This window comes from Actinomadura geliboluensis, from assembly GCF_005889745.1.
Taxonomy (GTDB): Bacteria; Actinomycetota; Actinomycetes; order Streptosporangiales; family Streptosporangiaceae; genus Spirillospora; species Spirillospora geliboluensis.
On the sequence record NZ_VCKZ01000021.1, the window covers coordinates 1 to 18357 of the forward strand.

General features: G+C 70.3%; 20 protein-coding genes and 1 pseudogene. 15 read left to right on the top strand and 6 right to left on the bottom strand.

The window, feature by feature from the left end:
• The 5 genes and pseudogenes from ETD96_RS44420 to ETD96_RS05355 all read left to right on the top strand — a co-directional run.
• A pseudogene (locus tag ETD96_RS44420) lies at positions 1-246 on the top strand (hypothetical protein); the annotation flags it as partial.
• 108 nt (positions 247-354) lie between these two features.
• Entirely contained in the window at positions 355-1158 is an 804-nt protein-coding gene (locus ETD96_RS05340) for a hypothetical protein (protein WP_138634947.1), read from the top strand.
• Positions 1159-1445: 287 nt separating this feature from the next.
• Positions 1446-2039, top strand: a complete 594-nt coding sequence (locus ETD96_RS05345) for a hypothetical protein (protein WP_138634950.1) — start codon at positions 1446-1448, stop codon at positions 2037-2039.
• Positions 2040-2288: 249 nt separating this feature from the next.
• Positions 2289-3029 carry a hypothetical protein gene (locus ETD96_RS05350; protein WP_138634953.1) on the top strand — a complete coding sequence of 247 codons (741 nt, stop codon included), beginning with the start codon at positions 2289-2291 and terminating at the stop codon, positions 3027-3029.
• 71 nt (positions 3030-3100) lie between these two features.
• A complete protein-coding gene (locus ETD96_RS05355; RefSeq protein WP_138634956.1) occupies positions 3101-4486 on the top strand; it encodes a hypothetical protein in 1386 nt (461 codons plus the stop codon).
• Positions 4487-4499: 13 nt separating this feature from the next.
• Here ETD96_RS05355 and ETD96_RS05360 read toward each other — a convergent pair whose 3' ends face one another.
• Positions 4500-5018, bottom strand: coding sequence for an ATP-binding protein (locus ETD96_RS05360; protein WP_171068869.1), 519 nt, complete (start codon positions 5016-5018; stop codon positions 4500-4502).
• Positions 5015-5296: a hypothetical protein gene (locus tag ETD96_RS44425; RefSeq protein ID WP_171068870.1), complete on the bottom strand. Its 282-nt coding sequence runs from the start codon at positions 5294-5296 to the stop codon at positions 5015-5017. The genes ETD96_RS05360 and ETD96_RS44425 overlap by 4 nt, the downstream gene beginning before the upstream one ends.
• A gap of 196 nt (positions 5297-5492) precedes the next feature.
• On the opposite strand from ETD96_RS44425, the gene ETD96_RS05365 reads away from it, so the two are divergent.
• From ETD96_RS05365 to ETD96_RS05375, 3 genes are all read left to right on the top strand, one after another.
• On the top strand, positions 5493-6350 hold the full coding sequence (locus ETD96_RS05365; RefSeq protein ID WP_138634962.1) for a helix-turn-helix domain-containing protein: 858 nt from the start codon (positions 5493-5495) through the stop codon (positions 6348-6350).
• Between the two features lie 26 nt (positions 6351-6376).
• Positions 6377-6685, top strand: a complete 309-nt coding sequence (locus ETD96_RS05370) for a DUF397 domain-containing protein (protein WP_138634965.1) — start codon at positions 6377-6379, stop codon at positions 6683-6685.
• A 146-nt stretch (positions 6686-6831) separates the two neighbouring features.
• Positions 6832-7143, top strand: a complete 312-nt coding sequence (locus ETD96_RS05375; RefSeq protein WP_138634967.1) for a DUF397 domain-containing protein — start codon at positions 6832-6834, stop codon at positions 7141-7143.
• A 188-nt stretch (positions 7144-7331) separates the two neighbouring features.
• Here the strand turns inward: ETD96_RS05375 and ETD96_RS05380 are convergent, their stop codons facing one another.
• Positions 7332-8150 carry a phosphotransferase gene (locus ETD96_RS05380; RefSeq protein WP_171068871.1) on the bottom strand — a complete coding sequence of 273 codons (819 nt, stop codon included), beginning with the start codon at positions 8148-8150 and terminating at the stop codon, positions 7332-7334.
• Between the two features lie 410 nt (positions 8151-8560).
• On the opposite strand from ETD96_RS05380, the gene ETD96_RS05385 reads away from it, so the two are divergent.
• From ETD96_RS05385 to ETD96_RS05400, 4 genes are all read left to right on the top strand, one after another.
• A complete protein-coding gene (locus ETD96_RS05385; RefSeq protein WP_138634973.1) occupies positions 8561-9751 on the top strand; it encodes a PucR family transcriptional regulator in 1191 nt (396 codons plus the stop codon).
• Between the two features lie 256 nt (positions 9752-10007).
• Positions 10008-11300: a PucR-like N-terminal domain-containing protein gene (locus ETD96_RS05390; RefSeq protein WP_138634977.1), complete on the top strand. Its 1293-nt coding sequence runs from the start codon at positions 10008-10010 to the stop codon at positions 11298-11300.
• A gap of 106 nt (positions 11301-11406) precedes the next feature.
• The gene (locus ETD96_RS45725) at positions 11407-12597 is read left to right on the top strand and encodes a hypothetical protein (RefSeq protein WP_205719116.1); all 1191 of its coding nucleotides are present in this window, start codon (positions 11407-11409) and stop codon (positions 12595-12597) included.
• Entirely contained in the window at positions 12581-13156 is a 576-nt protein-coding gene (locus ETD96_RS05400) for a hypothetical protein (protein ID WP_138634980.1), read from the top strand. The genes ETD96_RS45725 and ETD96_RS05400 overlap by 17 nt, the downstream gene beginning before the upstream one ends.
• On the opposite strand, the gene ETD96_RS05405 is transcribed toward ETD96_RS05400, so the two are convergent.
• The 3 genes from ETD96_RS05405 to ETD96_RS05415 form a co-directional block, all read right to left on the bottom strand.
• Positions 13113-13778 (bottom strand): TetR/AcrR family transcriptional regulator, encoded by a 666-nt coding sequence (locus ETD96_RS05405; protein WP_138634983.1) that lies wholly within the window; start codon positions 13776-13778, stop codon positions 13113-13115. The genes ETD96_RS05400 and ETD96_RS05405 overlap by 44 nt on opposite strands.
• A 49-nt stretch (positions 13779-13827) precedes the next feature.
• Complete coding sequence (locus ETD96_RS05410; protein WP_138634986.1) at positions 13828-14655, bottom strand: aggregation-promoting factor C-terminal-like domain-containing protein; 828 nt, start codon at positions 14653-14655, stop codon at positions 13828-13830.
• Positions 14656-14779: 124 nt separating this feature from the next.
• Complete coding sequence (locus tag ETD96_RS05415; protein WP_240807260.1) at positions 14780-15337, bottom strand: MarR family winged helix-turn-helix transcriptional regulator; 558 nt, start codon at positions 15335-15337, stop codon at positions 14780-14782.
• 286 nt (positions 15338-15623) lie between these two features.
• Here ETD96_RS05415 and ETD96_RS05420 point away from each other — a divergent pair, with 286 nt between their 5' ends.
• From ETD96_RS05420 to ETD96_RS05430, 3 genes are read left to right on the top strand one after another with little or no spacing between them, the layout of a single operon-like run.
• A complete protein-coding gene (locus ETD96_RS05420) occupies positions 15624-16427 on the top strand; it encodes an MlaE family ABC transporter permease (RefSeq protein ID WP_138634989.1) in 804 nt (267 codons plus the stop codon).
• Complete coding sequence (locus ETD96_RS05425; protein ID WP_089326540.1) at positions 16427-17281, top strand: ABC transporter permease; 855 nt, start codon at positions 16427-16429, stop codon at positions 17279-17281. Before ETD96_RS05420 ends, ETD96_RS05425 begins: the two co-directional genes overlap by 1 nt.
• Positions 17278-18354: an MlaD family protein gene (locus tag ETD96_RS05430; protein ID WP_138634992.1), complete on the top strand. Its 1077-nt coding sequence runs from the start codon at positions 17278-17280 to the stop codon at positions 18352-18354. Before ETD96_RS05425 ends, ETD96_RS05430 begins: the two co-directional genes overlap by 4 nt.
• The last annotated feature ends 3 nt before the right edge of the window (positions 18355-18357 follow it).

The following is an 18357-nucleotide window of genomic DNA, read 5'->3' on the forward strand; positions in this document are numbered from 1 at the left end:
GCCCCCAACACCCCGATCACCGGTGAGGGCCTCCAGGTCGTGCAGACCACTCCCGAGGTCGTTCGGAGCGCCAAGCACGTCGGCAACGACTTCGCGGTGCCCGGCGCCAAGGGCTGCCTGTTCGGCGGCGGCGTCGCCGACTGGCTGGTGAACCAGATCGGCGGCTTCCCCTCGGCGGCCGGCAAGAACACGATGATCCAGAACGAGTACATCGTCAAGAAGACGTACGCCCAGCTCGGATCCTGAGCCCGCCCGACCGGTCCGTGCCCGCGGCGACCCCGCGGGCACGGTTCCACGGCCTGGCCGTCCGCCGTTCAATGCCCGCTCCCCCTGGCAAGATGAAAGGACGGACTCGTGAAGTCCACTCGTTTCCGGAGGCGTCGTTCCCGGTTCGCGCTTCCCGCCATGGCCGCCGCTGCGCTGCTGACCTTCGGCATGGCGACCGCTGCCTCGGCGGCCAACCCGGACCCGATCCCGTCGAGCTTCGACTTCTCCGACTGCCCGCCCCTCCCGGAGGGGGCGAACCCGACCTTCTCGAACTGCTACGTGGGCGTCGTCACGAGCGGCAGCTTCAAGATCGGGAACTTCGATCAGCAGATCGAGGAGCCGCTCAGGTTCACGTACGCGAACACCTTCAACCCCACCACCTTCGAGACAAAGATCATCTTCGGAGGCCTTGAAGCGCCGAAGATGCTCGTCCAGCCCGGGCTGTTCGGTGACCCGTTCGTGTCGGCCGTGTATGCCAAGGTCGAGTACGCGGGCGCGTTCGAGATGCCGGTGAGCTCTGACTTCCAGATCAAGCTCGGGGTGAAGGTCCGCCTCATCAACCCGCTGCTCGGCAGCAACTGCTATGTCGGGTCCAACGCGAACCCGATCCTGCTGAACCTCACCACGGGGACCACCAGCCCGCCGCCGCCCAACACCCCGATCACCGGCGAGGGCCTCCAGGTCGTGCAGACCGACCCCATCGTCGTCCGGTCCGCCAAGCACGTCGGCAACGACTTCGCGGTCCCCGAGGCCGACAACTGCGCGTTCGGCGCCGGCGTCACCGACTGGCTGGTGAACCAGATCGGCGGCTTCCCCTCGCCGGCCGGCACCAACACGATGATCCAGAACGAGTACATCGTCAAGAAGACGTACGCCGAGCTCGGATCCTGAGCTGCCCGACCGGTCCGTGCCCGCGGCGACCCCGCGGGCACGGACCACGCTGCCGGACGAGAGAGGAGAGGTGCATGAATTGGGCATTAACGCGTAGAAGGGCCGCCGTCGGCGCGGTGTGTTCGCTCGCCGCGACTGGGATGTTCTTGGCGGGAAGCTCCTCCGCCCAAGCTCGTACGGTTCCGACGGCACCCGCCGAAACCGGCCTGCCGGACTTCGACTTCTCTGATTGCCCCTCCGTTCCGGAGGATTACGAAAGATACATTGGGACGTGCTACGACCAAGTCGTGGTCGGTGGCCGGATCCAGATCGGTCGGCTCAGTCACGAGATCACTGACCCGATCAAGTTCACCTACGCCCAGGTGACGGAATTGACGACCGGGGAGAGGCAGCTCCTGGTGGGGCCGCTGCACACGAAGAAGGTGGCGCTGCCCTCGGAGGCCATCGGCCTTCCGCCGGGCAGGACGGTCTTCGCGGCTCCCGAGTACGCGGGCGGCTTCACGATCAACTACCCGGACATGACGATCGGTCTGAAGATCCGCCTGAGCGGGGCCGGGCTCGGCGGTTCCTGCGTGATCGGCAGCGACGAGGACCCGATTCCGCTGAGCATGACGACGGGTACCACGAACCCGCCTCCGCCGAACACCCCGATCACCGGCGTCCCGTTCACGCGGGCGGGGACCGTCGGGAAGGCGACCGTCATGTCGGCGACGCACGTGGACAACGCCTTCCCCGCACCCGCCGCGCGGGGATGCGAGCAGTCCGGGACGAACATCGACGACCTCGTGAACTCGGCGGCCGGCCTGCCGTCCCCGGCAGGCACGAACACGGTCGTCCTCGACCACTACATCGCCCTGCTCGGCATCAACAACCTTCCCTGACCGGCGGCGGTCTGGGCACCGAGTATTGCGCGGCGCCCCTCCCGCCATCTGTCGAGCAGCAATTCTGGCCGTGCGTTTCTCAGGGCCCCGCCATGAGAGGTGGCGGGGCCCTGAGAACGAGTCCAGCGCCATTGACGCCGACTGCGAAAATGGGCCTGGCGCGCTCAGGTCGCACGGTGGCATTCTGGAACTCGGCACTGTCGGCTCGCACAGCGATCCACAGGTGTTCGGTGGTGAGGCGCGGACCACATGAGACCCGACGACAGCCCCGACGGATTCGCCGAGGGCGCTTATATCGCCAGGCAGACCTGGTGGGGCAATCTGCCGGTCTTGGTGGGCTGCGGCGCCGTGGACGCGTTCCTGCTCTATCAGACCATTCGTAATCCCGGGCCCGGCATCGCCCTCGGACTGACGATGTTCAGCGGAGTGACCGCGATACTCGCCGTGCTTGTCACGAGGTCGGTGCGTCGCGGGGAGGTTTCGTTCGCGGTGGACGCGCGCGGCGTCTACTTCGGCTACACCGCAGAAGACGCCGAGCCGGAGCTGATCCCCTGGTCATGGATCGACTGCATCGTGACCTTCGACCGGATCGTGCGCAGCGGCAGGCAGAGGACGCGCCATCACTACGTGGGGGTCGAACTCAACGCCGCCGGTGTCACCACCCGGATGAGCCGTTTGCCCAGGCCACCGGAACTCCCTCCGGCGACCGTCGCGGAGGAGCAGTTCAAGGAGGCCGTCTTCGGTCCCTGGCTGCGCCGCATGGGCGCCGAGCCGTCGCTGGCGTCGCAAAGGATCCAGGGCTGGCGGCTGGACGGGGAAAGGCTGGCCGAGGCGGTCATGCGCTACTCGCCCGATACGCCCATCGCGGAGCGGCCCACGCGCCGGGATCCCGGCATCGCGGGCGTCGCGGCCGCGGCCTGGGAGATGGGCAAGAACCTCAAACGGCTCTCTGAACAGGACGACTACAGGAACGACGACGACCGCCAGTGACGATGCCGCCGGAGCCGAAAGCCGACGACTCGACCGCGCCCAGCGGACGATGAGGAACCCGTAGGAGTGTCATGGCAACCGCAGCCTTGAGTAACCGGATTCCGTTCGAGACCAGCCGTCCATGGGTGATCGGCGCCGTCTTGCTCTGCGCGATCGGGACGCTCGGGGCGGTCGCCAACTCTGCGCGGCCCAGAGGCCACGTCGGGCGCGCGGCCGGGTTCGCGGACGTCCTGCGCATCAACCCGGGCGTGGTGCAGGCCGAGCAGGCCGCCGTGGTCGCGGTGGTGACGGTCGCCGGCTTGGCGGCGATGTGGTGGTCGCTGCGCCGGAGCTGGCCGTGGCTCCTGGTCGCGGGGGTTGTGCTGATGCTCCCGACCGAGTTCGTGTACGTCGTGGCGCGGAACGACTTTTACACCGGCGCGGCCTGGTTCTACTTCGGCTCGGTCACCGCCGGGGCGCAACTGGTGTTGTTAGGGACGCTGGCCGCCGGGCTCCGGCTCGTCCACATCGGGGCGCCCGGTGCGGGCGCGATCCTGATCGGGGCGGGAGTGGGCGCGCAGGTCTTCGGCGCGTCCACGGACATGTTGATAGCGCACATCGAGATCGCGCGGCCTGGTGGCTACCCGTGGGACTTCGCCGAAGTCGTCCAGATCCTGATCCGTCTCTTCTTCCTGGCCACGTCGATCGGTGGGGCCTTCCTGGCGCTGGGCCTGTACTACCGCTACGACGGACGTCCCGAGCTGGCCGCACCGTCCGGCGACGCCGAGCCCGCGATGGGCGTCCGGACGGCGATCGCGGGCGCGGTGGCGGTCCTCGCGTTCATCCCGGCCGCCGGCATGGAGACGGTCAAGGGCGGCTTCGCGGTCAAAGCGTGCTGGCTGCTGCTGGCCGCCGGTCTGGTGGCGGCTGCGCTGGCGGGGCTTCGCGCGGCGGTCGGCACCATCGTCGCCTCGGCCGCCGTCATCGGCTTCTCTGGCCCGGCAAGCGCGCTCATACAAGGGCAGCATTCGGGCTTTATCAGCATGTGGTTCCTGGTGGCGCTCGGCGTGGTGGCGGGTGCCGCCGCCGCGTTCCCGCCCTGGCGCCACTGGGCCGCCCTCACCGTATGCACCTCGTGTGCCGCCGTCCTCGCCCTGACGATGGTGGTCCGCCCGGACCGCATGACGGTCGTCATGCTCCTTCTTCTCGCCGCCACCATCACGCTCGCGATCGCTTCACTCGGTGTCTGGCTGACCCAGGACGGACTTTCCCCTGCCGTCCTGGGCCCGCTGATGTTCGCGACCGTCATCGGTGCCTGCGGCCTGCTCGGCGACTGGCAGGGAACCGGCCGTCGGGGACCGAACGCGGAGCTGTTCCGCGAACCCGGCCACCTCTGGCTCTACACCGTCCTCTTGCTTCTGGCGGGCCTCGCCGTCGTCGCCCTCGACCGCTGGCGACCACGTCCCACCGAAGACTGACGCGCCTTCGCCGTCAGCGATCGCCGGTATGCGCGGAGGTGTTCGCCCTGAGCGACGTCCCGTCGTGCGTGCCGTCTCGCGGACGCGGCGGAGTCGGAGCGCCCTCGAACGCCTTGGCGCGGCCGTCCTCGCGGTTCTCGGGACGTGCCGTATGCGGCACCTCGAACCACACACGCAGCCGACCGTCGTCGAGCTGCTCGAACCCCCACGACTTGGCGAGCATCGACAGGATGGGCAGGCCGCGCCCGTGCTCGCCGTGCGGATCGTCCCGGTGATGCGGGACGGTGCTGCCGCCCTCGTCCGTGACCTCGATCCGGATGTTGGCCGTGTCCACGTAGGCGTCCACCTCCACGAGGTGGCCCGTTCCGTGGACGATCGCGTTCGTCAGCGTCTCCGACAGCAGCAGGACGCTGTCATCGCAGGCGCTGTGCGTCGCGCCGAGCAGCGGTTCGAGCCGCCCGAGCAGCCACCGCCGTCCGTTGGCCACGTTCTTTCGGGCGGACGGGATGACGCACGTCCCCAAGTGCTTCATCGGGCCCGCACCGCCCATGCCACCCGGGCCGCGGCCTCGGCCACGTCCCCGGCGATGCTCCACTGGTCGCCGAAGGCGTAGAGCCATCGTCCCCGGTGGTCCACCGCCGCGACCCCGAGCCACTTGCGCGGCCAGGCCCGCTCCGGCACCCACAGCACCGCCTCACCCCGCGACGGGTGGACGAGCATGGAGGTGCACTGCTGGCGTTCTCCCAGCTTGTAACACAGATCAGCCAGGAGGCCGAACCGCACCGCGTGCGGCCGCTGATCCGCTGACATCGTCGGACGCCCCTTCTCCAGGCACGAGGACGACCACGATTCACCCAGCTTTCTTCCGTGATCACCCATACACCGTGCGTAATTTTCGCTACGGTCAGAGTGTGCACTGTCGATCTACTCTCCGTAAAGGGTTCGGATGGACTAGTGCATTTGATTTTCTTGCAAGTGTCACCCAAACCGGGCGAAAGGAGATGTAATGGCTGGCCGATCAAGCCCTACGGTTCGCCGTCGCCGCCTGTCGAAGGAGCTGCGGCAGCTCCGCCGCGACTCGGGTAAGACCCGGGAGCAGGTTGCCGGCTTCGTTGGCTGCTCGCCCGTAACGATCACTCGCATCGAAGGCGCTCAGACCGCAGGGACGGTCCCGATCGTCGCAAGGATGCTGGAGTTCTACGGAGTAGAGGGCAGGAGGCGCGACGTCCTCCTCACCCTGTGCCGCGAGGCACGCAAGCGCGGCTGGTGGCACCAGTACTCCGGCTCCATCCCCGAGTGGTTCGAGGTCTTTGTCGGCCTCGAAGAGGAAGCCAACGAGATCCTGACGTACGAATCCGAAGCCGTCCCAGGGCTACTTCAGACCGAGCGGTACATGCGGGCGATGCTTCTCGCAGACATCCGGGTCCCGCGCGAGGAGGAGATCGACCGACAGGTCTCTCTTCGACTGAAGCGCCAGGAGCGAATGACCAGCGCTGACGCGCCAAAGATGTGGGCTGTGCTCAACGAGGCAGTGGTCCGAAGGCAGGTTGGTGGGCCAGAGACCATGCGGGAGCAACTCGAACACCTCACCTCGATATCCCTGCTCAACCACATCAACGTTGTGGTCCTGCCGCACAGTGCTGGCGCGCACCCCTCTATGGACGGGCCCTGCAACGTCTTGAGGTTTCCTGAGCCAGCGGACCCAGATGTCGTGTATATCCAGTACCGCCGGGGAAGCATCTACCTGGAAGACGCCACGGACGTCAACGCCTACGTCGATCTATTCGATCACCTGCGCTCCTGTGCGCTCAGTCCGGACGCGTCCCGTGCTTTGATGGGGCAAGTAATCGAAGAAATGGTCTAGAAGTACAACTTGAAGCAGAGGCCTTCATGAAGTTCCCCCACATCGAGTGGCGCACGAGTAGCCACAGCACCCAGCAAGGCAATTGCGTTGAAGTCGGCGCTTGGCGCACGAGCAGCCACAGTGGTAAGCAAGGCAACTGTGTGGAGCTTGGCGCCTGGCGAAAGAGTAGCCACAGCACGGGCAACGGCGGCCAGTGCGTTGAGGTCGCGACAGGCGAAACGATCGTGCTGGCGCGGGACTCCAAGGATCCGGACGGACCGGTGCTGGGCTTTGGCGCTGACGCCTGGGCTGTGTTCCTCAACACCGTGAAGAGCGGGCACCTCGACCTCGCCTGACGCCTCCCGTCCACACGCAGCAGGTCCAAGGCCGCGTCCGGGCATGGTCCTGGACGTCAGTACGGCGTCCAGGACAGCCCTACCTCCCCACATGGGTACCGCGACTCAGCCGCACACTGTGCCGTAGAACCAGGTGGGGAGTCGCGATGGACAACAGCAACATCGTCTGGCGCAAGAGCAGCCGCAGTGCTGCCGAGGGACACTGCATCGAAGTGGCCATGTGGCGCACAAGCAGCCACAGCACCGGCAACGGCGGAGAGTGCGTAGAGGTCCGGGCCTGGCGCACGAGCACTCACAGCACGGGCAATGGCGGCAACTGTGTGGAGGTTGCGGCGGGGGCGGCGGTGGTGCTGGCGCGGGATTCCAAGGATCCGGACGGGCCCGTGCTGGGGTTCGGGGCCGGCGCTTGGGCGGCGTTCCTCAACGCCGTCAAGAGCGGGCGCCTCGACCTAGCCTGACGCCCCCTCCTGGCCCCTCGTGGACGGCGCGTCCGCGTAGGCCGCGACCGGCGCACCCGAGCACCATCCTGGACGTCATCCCGGCGGTCCAGGTCACCCGCTCCTCTGCGTGGGCGCCGCGACCCCGTCGCACGATGCGCCGTAGGAATTCGGCTTGTCCCCATCGCGGTCGCGTTCTGGTGCCTCTTTCAGTTCGCGGAAGTATGTGCGTGCCGGTGCGACGCCCACTGCCGTGCTGCGGTCGCGTGTTCGAGGGCCCAAGCCTCGCTGTTGGTGGCTAGGTTGGCTTCCCATTTCGTGGCGAAGACGCGGGCGAACAGGTCGATGGTGGTCGGGGCGGTGGACGTCCAGGCGGGGAACTGCGAGACCCAGAGTTCCGCTTCGGCCGGGGTGTGCCCGGCTTTCAGTAGCCAGGGGATGAGCAGCGCCATTTCGAGGAATGCGGCACCGCGTCCGGTGAACGTCCAGTCCACGACGTAGGCGGTTTCGTCGTCGCCGAGCAGGACGTTGGCAGGGTTCAGGTCGGCGTGCAGCAGTGTGTCGCCGGCCAGCGCGGACACGTCGCCCATCGACTCCCAGCGGCGCTCGACCCGCCTGCGTTCGAGCACGTCGGGGAGCGGGTGCGCCTGCAGATCCCCGATGATCTTTGCGAGGACGGCCAGGTCCGGTGAGCCGGGGGTGTAGTCGGCGTGCCGGGCCTGGACGTGCTCGAAGGCCAAGACAAGCCACCCGTCCGCCTCCGCCGTCCACAGGAGGCGAGGGGCGTAGTCGGTGACGTGGGGATTGATCGCGGCCTCCCAGCGCAGCGACCACACCTCCGGGCCGTCGGTGCCGGACGCGGTTCTGCGGGCGGCCTTGATGAACAACCGGCCGTCCGCAGTGTGGACGGTCGCGGTGATGTCGGCGTGGTTGCCTGCGGGTGCGGGCTCGACCCCGTGGACGGGGCCGGCGTGCGCCTCGACCGCGCCGAGCACCTCGGGCGGCAGGCCAGACCGGTCGGTGCGCATCGATCGCCCCCCGTGGCGGTGACAGGCGTGGCGGGACTCGCCGTCCCTCCGCCATTCCAGCACGCGGACGCCCGCCCGGAACGGATGCCCGTCCATGATCGGCAGGTGGTGTGTTAAGCGGCCCGCGACGGCGCTCTAGCCGTTACGTGGCGTAATGACGGAATTGTGCCTAAAGATCCCACTGAGGTGAGGGTGGGGGCGTCCGCCGTGATGAGGCCGCGCGGGCGCCGGTCCGTACGGGCCCCCTTCGGATTGTCTCCGGGTGATCAATGAATGGGGTCGTTTTTGTTGCCGGGTGAGTGTTCCCGGCATTCAAGGTCTGAAGATCTTTCTGTAATGGTGTGCGGCGGGCGCGGGGTGGGTTACCTTTTAATGGGGCAATTCCTTTGACCTCGTGAAGGGGAGAGCGGATGACGAAGACCCTCGTTGGGGGAGGGGGTCGTCCTGGGGCTCTGCCGCCGCAGGTCATCGCGATTCTGAGCGCGGAGCTGCCCACGCTCGCCGGGGAGATCATCGAGGAGATCCGGCGGTCGGTCCCGGAGTACTCGCGGCAGGACGGGCCGACGACTCCGGCCGGATTCCGGGTCACCGTCGAGCAGGCCATGACGGCCTTTCTCGACCAGGTCTCCGGCGCCAGCGGCGCGCATGAGCGCCGCGACGAGTTGTGCCGGGAACTCGGCCGCGGCGTGGCCTACCAAGGGCGCACCCTCGACTCGCTCCAGGCCGCCTACCGGGTCGGCGTGCAGGTCGCGTGGCGGCGGGTCGCGGCCGTCGCGCGGGAGCGGCGGCTGCCCGCCGAGGTCATGTCCCGGCTGGCCGAGGCCCTCTTCGCCTACATCGACGAGCTGGCCTCCCTGTCGGTCGAGGGCTACCTGGAGGTCCGCTCGTCCGCCGACGAGCCGCCCGGCGACCACCGGCTGCTGCGGATGGTGCTCGGGCCGGGGGCCGCGAGCGGCGCGCTCGCCGGGGCCGCCGCCGCGTCCGGCTGGGACGTCCCCGACACCGTGACGATGGTCGCGCTGCCGGGCGGGGCCCGCTGCATCCGCGAGGCGATGGACGCCGACGTCCTGGTCAACCTCGCGGACGCCGAACCCCACCTGCTGATCCCCGGCGGATACGGGCCCGAGCGCGCGGCGATGCTGGGCCGCGCGATGCCCGAACGCCGGTTCGCGGTGGGCCTCACCGTCCCGCTGGGGGAGGCCGCCGACTCGCTGCGGTGGGCACGGCGCGCTTTGGCACTCGTGGACGCGGGGCTGCTGGAGGACGGCGGGCCGACGCTGTGCGAGCGGCACCTTCTCGAACTCTGGCTGCTGTCGGACGGTCCGCTCCTCGACCAGCTCGCCCGGCGCGAATTGGCCGCGCTGTCCCATCTCCCGCGGACCCGTCGTATGCGCATGACCGAAACCCTCGGGGCGTGGCTGGAGGCACAGGGGAACGCGGTGGAGGCGGCCCGCCGGCTCCGGCTGCACCCGCAGACCGTCCGCTACCGGATGCGGCAGATCAGTGCGACGTTCGACCGGCAGCTCACCGATCCGGCGGCACGATTCGTGCTCGACGCGGTGCTGCGCGCCCACCGGCTACGGGAGCGGGGCGCCCCGTGAAATGAGCCCGTCCCAATTGGACGCTGAATGTGGCCATGAGGCCACACACTGCTGATTTTGCGTTTCATTTACCTTGACGCGCCCTATTTGATCTAAGTTCAATGTGCTTCAGCTCACTGATTGCGGGGGGTGTGCAGGGGTCCCCCGCTCGGCGCGCCCTCGGTATTACGCCATACGGTCGACCGTCCGGACGGCCGGGTGCCCCCGCCCGGCGCCATGCCCCGGTCCGCGACGTCGGCGACTTGGAGGTGTGCCCATGGCACAGCAGACGTTGACGCGGGGGACGGTGAAGCGCCGGACGCGGCTGCCCCGCCGGCTCGCCCTGCTGATGCGCCCGGAACTGCCCAGCCTCGCCCAGGAGATCATCGACGAGGTCCGCCGGTCGATCCCCGAGTACGGGCGACCCCTCAAGGGCCCCTACGTGGAGGCCCTGCGGATCGGCGTGGAACGCGCGCTGACCGACTTCGTCGACCGGGTGGCCAACCCCCTCGCCCCGCGCGAGCGCCACCACGAGACCTACCGCCGCCTCGGCCGGTTCGAGGCGCAGGAGGGCCGGACGCTCGACACGCTCCAGGCCGCGCTGCGCATCGGCGCCCAGGTCGCGTGGCGGCGCATCATGAAGGTCGGGCCGCGCCGCCGGGTGTCGCCCGAGGTCATGGCCCAGCTCGCCGACGCCCTGTTCGCCTACATCGACGAACTCGCCGCGCTCGCGCTGGAGGGCTACCTGGACGCCCGCCCGGACGGCGAGGCCGAGGCGCACCGGCGGCGCTTACTGGAACTGCTGCTGCGGCCCGCCGCGTCCCCGCGCGTCCTGGCCGAGGCCGCCGAAAAGGCCGGGTGGACGATCCCCGACGAGGTGACCGTCGTCGTCGCCCCGCCCGGCGCCCGGTACGTGCGGGCCGCGCTCGACGAGGACGTCCTCGCCGACCTCACCGCCACCCAGCCGTTCCTCGTCGTCCCCGGCAAGGCGACCCGGGAGCGGCGCCGGTCCCTGCTGCGCGTCCTGCCGGACGGGCAGCTCGTCATCGGCCTCACGGTGCCGCCCTCGGGCGTCGTCGACTCGCTGCGGTGGGCGCGGTGCGCCCTCCGCCTGGTGGAGGACGGCGTCCTCGGCGACACGCCCGTCACCGACTGCGAGGAGCACCTCATCACCCTGTGGCTGCTGTCCGACCAGGCGCTCATCGACCAGCTCGCGGCCCGGCACCTCGGCGACATGGACGACCTCACCTGCCGGCAGCGCGAACGCCTGCTCGAGACGCTGCGCGCCTGGCTGACGACCCGCGGCAGCGCCAACGACATCGCGGCGGAGCTCGGCATCCACCCGCAGACCGTCCGCTACCGGATGCGGCAGGTCGAGAGCACCCTCGGCGACCGGCTCGCCGACTCCGACGCGCGCTTCGCGATCGAGGCGGTGCTGCGCGCCATGCGGCTGCGCGAGCGCGCCGGCGCGGCTGCCGGAGGGGCCTCCCGGCGGGACGGCGACGCCCCGCGGAAACCCTCACCCGATGATAATCGGTCATTTACGGATCGGCGGAATATGAGCAACTGAAACGGACCTTGACGTGCGGGGTTGATGGACCGAATCGGCGCATGCTTCCATCCAATTCAGCGCAATTTCGGTGGGATGGTCGCGACGCGGTGGAGGTGCGTTCGGGGTGCGTTCACGATCGGCAGTCTCGGTCCTGGCCGGACTCGGCGCGGTGACGCTCATCGGCACGGTGGGCGTCCACCCCGTGTACGCGGACGAGACCCCGTCGCCCGAGACGACGGTGACCGACACGCCGTCCGACCCGCCCCCGGCGACGGAGACCCCGACCGACCCGCCGACGTCCGATCCGCCGACCGATCCGCCGACGTCCGACCCGCCCACGGATCCGCCGACGTCGGACCCGCCGACCGACCCGCCCACGGACCCGCCGACGTCGGACCCGCCGACCGATCCGCCGACGGATCCGCCGACGAGTCCGCCGCCGACCACGACGCCCACGGACCCGCCGACGACGCCGCCGCCCGGACCGGGCAAGCCGAAGACACCGGTGCTGTCGCTCGGGCTGACGGTGTCTCAGGCGACGATGAAGCCCGGCGGCTCGATCACCGCGACCGTGCGGATCTCGTCGGCGTACGCGACCGCGACCGGCGTCGCGCTGCGGATGTCGGCCTCGGGCGCGTCGGTCAGCCCCGGCGCGCAGTCCCTCGGCAGCGTCGGCTCCGGCGGGGCCGCCGCGATCGCGACCGTGCGGGCGCCGTCCAACGCCAAGCCCGGCGTCATCACGCTGCGGGCGTCGGTGTCGGCGGCCAAGGCGCGCAGCGTGTCCCGCACCTACAAGCTGATCATCACCTCGGCGTCCGGCGCGCTGCCGCCCGGGATCAGCGCGGGGACCCTGCCGCCCGGCGTGCCGCCGCTGACGCCGTCCGGGTTCAACCCGCTCGCCGGGATGAAGGGCCCGCAGGTGGCGCTGCCGCCGATCGTGCCCGCCAACGCCCCCCAGATCGCGCCGGCGTCCGGGCCGCTCGTCCCGGTGTCGAACCTGCGCACGATCCCCGCCGAGCCGTTCACCTACGAGGAACTGGCCGCGCTCCAGGCGGGCTTCCTCGCCGCGCTCGGCGCCGGGGTGACGCTGCTGCTGATGCGGCTGCGGCTGATCCGCCGCAGCGACGCCCGCGCCCAGCGGGTCATGCGCCGCCGGCTCCGCGCCGCCCGCCGGCACCTCGCGGGCAAGCGGCCCACCGCCGCGCGGCTGCGCACCCTGCCGCCGCAGCCCGCCCGCGCGCGGCCGGTCCGCCCGCTCCAGCCGGTCCCGCCGATCCGGCTGTCGGTCGGGCAGGTCCGTGTCGTCCGCCCCTGACCGCGGCGGCCTCCGGGACGCCGCCCCCGAACGTCCCGGCGGGCCGCCGCTCCAGGATCAGGCGTGGGAGCAGCCCCACCTCGCCGTCGCGGCCGTGGCACTGCTGTGCGCGGCGTGGGCGGCGTCGGCCGTCCTCGTCATCGGCGTCCTCGCCAGCACCGGCTCCCGCGTCTGGCCGCTGCGGGTGCTGGACGGCCTCGTGCCCGGCCCGGCGGGTCCGCCGACGGCCGGGCCGGACATCGGCACCGGCATGGCCCTGTGCGCGCTCCTCCTCGCCGCCGGCGCGCTCCTCACCCACACCGCGCCGGAACTGCTCACCGGATCCCGGACGGCGCGGCTGACCGTCTGGGCCGCCGTGCCGCTCCTCGCCGCCGAGCCGATGCGCCGCGCCGCCATGGCGCTCCCCGAGCCGGGAGCGGACGTCACCGTCGCCGCCTGCACGCTGGCCGTCGGCGCCGCCGCGCTGGCCGCCGCGGCGCTCCTCGCGCTGCCCGCCGCCGGGTTCCAGACGGGGGTCAGCGCGCCAGCCGGATCAGGATCCGGCACACCTCGTCGATGATCTCCGCGGCCTCGGCCTCGTTCTCGGCCGTGGCGATCTCCCGTCCGGCCTCGCCGATGACGGTGGTCAGCACCAGGCTCAGCACCTGGTCGGCGCGCCCGGCGGGCTCGCCGGGCGCGGGGCCGCGCAGCAGCTTGGTGTTCTGCGCGATCCAGTGCTGGGCGCGGCTGCGGCGCATCAGCGACGACCCCGACGGGCCCTCCCCGGCGAGGAACAGCCGGGCCGCCTCCCGCCGCTCCCAGCACACCAGCAGGTAGGCGCGGGCCCCCGCGGTGAACAGCGCGATCGGGTCGGACTCGCCGCTCTTGCGCGCGGCGGACACCGCCTGCGCGGCGCTCGCCTCCTGCTCGGCGGTGAGGTCCTCCCACAGCGCGACGTACAGGCCGGCCTTGCCGCCGTAGTGGTGGTAGAGGCTGCCGACGCTGATCCCGGACCGCTCGACGATCTCGGCGATGCCCGCGTCGGCGTAGCCGCGGTCGGCGAAGACCTGCTGCGCCGCGCTCAGCAGCGCGTGGCGCGTCGCGTCGGCGCGGGCCCACTGCCGCCCGCCGCCCGCCGAGCCGCCGCCCGGCCCGTCGCCGTTCCCCGTGTCGTTGCCGTGGCGCGTCCTGCTCGTCCGCATCCCTTCATGGTGCCAGGTCGCGGGCCCGCAGACGGGGAGTAGCGGACGGCTAGTACCAGTTGTGCGCCTGCCAGAACGACCAGGCGCCGCACGGGTCCTTGTAGCGGGCCTTGATGTAGCCGAGCCCCCACGCGATCTGGGTGGGGGAGCTGGTGCGCCAGTCGGCCCCGGCGCTCGCCAGCTTGGAACCCGGCAGCGCCTGCGGGATGCCGTAGGCGCCGCTGGACGGGTTGACGGCCCGCTCGTTCCAGCCGCTCTCGTGGTTCCACAGCGTCAGCAGGGACGGCCAGCAGCGGCCCCAGCCCTTCATGGCGTTCATCTTCTTGCCGTACGCCTTGTTCTGCCCGGCGCTGGGGTTCATCTTGGCGAGCCGCTCGCGCTCCTGCTGCGCCTTGAGCTTCGCCCGCGCCGCCGCGTCCCGCTTGGCCTTCTCCTTGAGGCGCTTCAGCTCGCGCTGGTGCTCCTCGTAGGCGCGCTTCTTGGCGGTGGCGATCGCGTCGGCCGCGACCTTGTCCATGTCGGTCGCGGACGTCAGCTGGGCGAGCATGTCGTTGGTCGACAGCCCGGCCGCGGCGGCCTTCGGCGGCTTGGTGTCGTCGCCGGTGAAAGCGTTGAGGTCGACCACCGCCACCGCCGTGCCGAGCGCGGCGATCGCCGCGACGGTGATGGTCACGTTGCTGGTGAGGACCCGCCGCAGGCGCCGCTTCTTCTCCGGCGGGACGGCGGGCGGCATCGGCGTCGGCCCGGTCCCGCCCGGCCCGCCGTAGGCGCCGTACGCGTCGTACTCGTCGGCCGCCGGACGCGGTGCGGGAACCCGCTCGGAGCGGGCGCGCCGGCCCTCGGCGGAACGTCTGCGGGTGCCGTGACTCTGGGGCATGGGATGAAGACTGCCTTATCGCCCGGGGTCGTGTCGTCGAACTGAAGGTACGCGGGCGGCATCGTACGCGGTTCACCCGCCCCGCGTCTTCTCTCGCCGTCACCCCGGTCACGGGGGCGGTGCGTCAGCTCCGGGCGCCGCCGGGGTTCAGCAGCTCCACGTCGCCGGCCGCGAGCCGCGCCGGCTGGAGCGCCTCGAACACCTCGCGGTGCGTCCCGGCGAACGGGGCGAACGCGCCGCCGGGCGACTCCAGCGCCAGGCTCGCCTCGTTGGCCCGCTCCCGTCCCGCCTCGGTGATCTCCACCAGCGTCGCGCGCCGGTCGCGGGGATGCCGGGTGCGGGCGACGAGACCGACCGCCTCCAGCTGCTCGACGGTCAGCGTCACCGTCGTCGGGTGCACCATCAGGATCCGGCCGAGCGTGCTCAGCCGCGCGCTGCCGCGGGTCGTGAGGGCCAGCGTGGTCAGCAGCAGGTAGCCGCTGCGGGTCAGGCCCAGCCGTTTCAGCTCCGCTTCGAGGGCCTTCTTGAACAGCTGATCGAGCCGTCCCACCGCGCAGATCGCCATGAACGGCCACGGGCCGCCCTGGAGCCCCTGCTCCTCCCACCGGTCCCGGACGCCCATGACCAGCGGGTCGGCACCGCCGTCCATGTCGTCTTCCATCTCACGCCCCGTGTCGATCATCGTGCGCCCGATCGTAGCTTCGGACAAATCCAGATGTAAGTACTCGCTTCTTAGACCTTCTTCCAATAGAGTGCCTCAGATCACAGCGGTGGTGCCCGAGTGCTTGCTTGGGTCATGCTGTGATCCCGGTCTCTGCCGAGACCACGGTGGCGCGCGACGACGAAGAGGACGTGGGCGCCGCCTGTGGCCCGGCGGGAGCCGGCGTATCGGATGGGCGCCGACGTCCGAGAACGAAGGAGGCTGGTATGTACCTTCACCCCCGCCCCCCGGGGGAGGTCGCCGGCTGATGGCCCTGAGCCTCACGAAGGCCCCGGACCTGGCACGCAGACGCGTCGGGCGAGCGCTCGACGAGACGGGACTGCTGTGCGTGACCCTCCTCGAAGGGCTGCGCCGCTCCTGGGACCTGCGCCAGTGGTGGGGCGAGTTCATCGAGCAGTGCTGGTTCCTGGCACGCGTCACGAGCGTGCCGGTCATGCTCATCGCCGTGCCGCTCGGCGCCACCATCTCGCTCCAGGTCGGCGACATCGCCCGCCAGCTCGGCGCGCAGTCGGGCACCGGAGCGCTGCTCACCGCCGCGATGATCCAGCAGGTGGCGCCGCTGGCCGCGGCGCTGCTGGTCTCCGGCGTGGGCGGCTCGGCGATCACCGCCGACATGGGCGCCCGCAACATCCGCGACGAACTCGCGGCGATGGAGGTCATGGGCATCAACCCGATCCACCGCCTGGTCACCCCCAGGCTGTGGGCGGCGAGCATGGTGTCCGGGCTGCTGTGCTCGGTGGTGATCCTGGCGGGCGTGGTCGGCGGCTACTACTTCAACGTCATCCAGCAGGGCGTCAGCCCGGGCGCGTTCTTCGACGGCTCGACCACCCTGCTGCAGTTCTCAGACCTGGTGATCACCCTGTTCAAGGCGTGGGTGTTCGGCTTCATCGCCGCCGCCGTCGCCTGCTACATGGGCATGAACTGCGACTACGGCCCCGTCGGCGTCGGCCGCGCGGTGAACAAGGCCGTCGTCGTCACCTCGATCGTGGTGTTCGCGACGAACTACATCCTCACCATGATCTACCAGGTCCTGTTCCCCCCGAGGTTCTGATGGTCGCCATATCCCCCGTCCGCAAGCTGGGCCGCGCCGTCCGCGGCCGGACCGCGGGCCTCGCCGCGTCCGCCGACCTCCCGGTCTTCCTCGGCCGGGTCCTCTACCACCTGTTCGTCGACATCATCATCAAGCGCAAGTACGGCAAGACGCTCGCCAAACAGGTCAGCGACATCACCGTCGGCGTCGGCGCGCTCGTCATCGGCGGCGGCATGATCTTCGTGATCGCCACGATGTCGCTCGCCACCGGCGCGATGGTCGGCCTCCAGGGCTACCCCGGCCTGGAGCGCATCGGCGCCGAGGCGTTCACCGGACTGGTCGCGAGCTACTCCAACGTCCGCGAGGTCACCCCGATCATCGCGGGCGTCGCGCTGGTCGCGCAGGTCGGCACCGGGTTCACCGCCGAGATCGGCGCGATGCGGATCTCCGAGGAGATCGACGCGCTGGAGGTCATGGGCATCAACTCGCTGGCCTACCTGGTCTGCACCCGGGTCGCCGCCGGCGTCATCGCCCTCGTGCCGCTGTACCTGGTCTCGCTGTTCATGGCGTTCTTCGCCACCCGGTTCATCACGATCCAGTACTTCGGGCTCTCACCCGGCATCTACGACTACTACTTCCACCTCTACCTCCCCCCGATCGACGTCTTCTACAGCGTCATCAAGGTGGCGGTGTTCGCGTTCATCATCATGTTCATCCACTGCTACCGCGGCTACTACGCGGCGGGCGGGCCGGTCGGCGTCGGCGTCGCCGCGGGCCGCGCGATCCGGGAGTCGACCATCCTGATGATCCTCATGAACCTGGTCCTGTCGTACATCTTCTGGGGCCACGGCAGCACAGTGAAGTTGACCGGATGAGCGAAGAGAGCATCTCCCAGCGCTCCCGGACGATGTTCGGGCTGGTCGGCGCGGGCGTCATCGCGGCCGCCGCCGCGTTCGTCGCGATCGGCTCCACCCCGGACCACTCGGGCTCCACGTACTACAACGCCACGTTCGGACGGGCGGGGCAGGGCCTCGACCCGGGCAAGTCCGAGGTGAAGGTCCGCGGCATCGCGGTCGGCGCCGTCGACAGCCTCGACCTGGACGACCAGGGCCGCGTCAAGGTGCGGCTCCGGCTCGACAAGGGCGTCCGCATCGCCGACACGACCGTCGCGACGGTCGAGCCCGTCTCGGTGTTCGGCCCGAAGGACCTCAACCTCGACCTCGGCAAGAACGAGCTCACCGGCCCGTACCTGAAGGACGGCGCCACGATCACCGAGACCAACGACCCGAAGGAGCTGTCCGACACCGCCTGGCTCGCCTACGACCTCACCAAGGCGATCAACCCCGACGACGTCGCCGCGCTGCTGCACACGTTCGGCGCGGGGCTGTCCGGGCAGGGGCCCGCGCTCCGCCGGACGATCGACAACGGCGCGATCGTCGTCGACGCCACCCACAAGGACCGGGCCGCGATCAACGCGCTGCTGCGCAACATCAACGGGCTGTCGGGCACGCTCGCGTCCCGCGGCGACACGTTCACCGCGTTCACCGGCGACTTCAACAAGCTGTCGCAGACGATCAGCGCGAAGCCCGACAAGGTCTCGCAGCTGCTGGACGAGTCCAGCAAGCTCGGCGACACCCTCGGCCGCAACCTGGAGCAGCACGGCCGCAACCTCGGCAACATCGTCGACAACGGCAGCGGCATCGTCGCGGTGTTCGACAACCAGCGCCGCAACATCCCGGTGCTGCTGGACAGCCTCAACGGGTTCTTCAACCTGCTGGCGCAGATCATCCGCATCCCCGGGCCGGAGGGCACCGTCATCGCGCAGGCGCGCGACGACCTGCCCCTCGACATCTGCCAGATCTTCATCGACGCCTGCGCGACCACGCCGCAGAAGACCGCGTTCGAGATGAAGCTCCCGGGCCAGAGCAAGACCGGGGGGCGGCCATGAGCC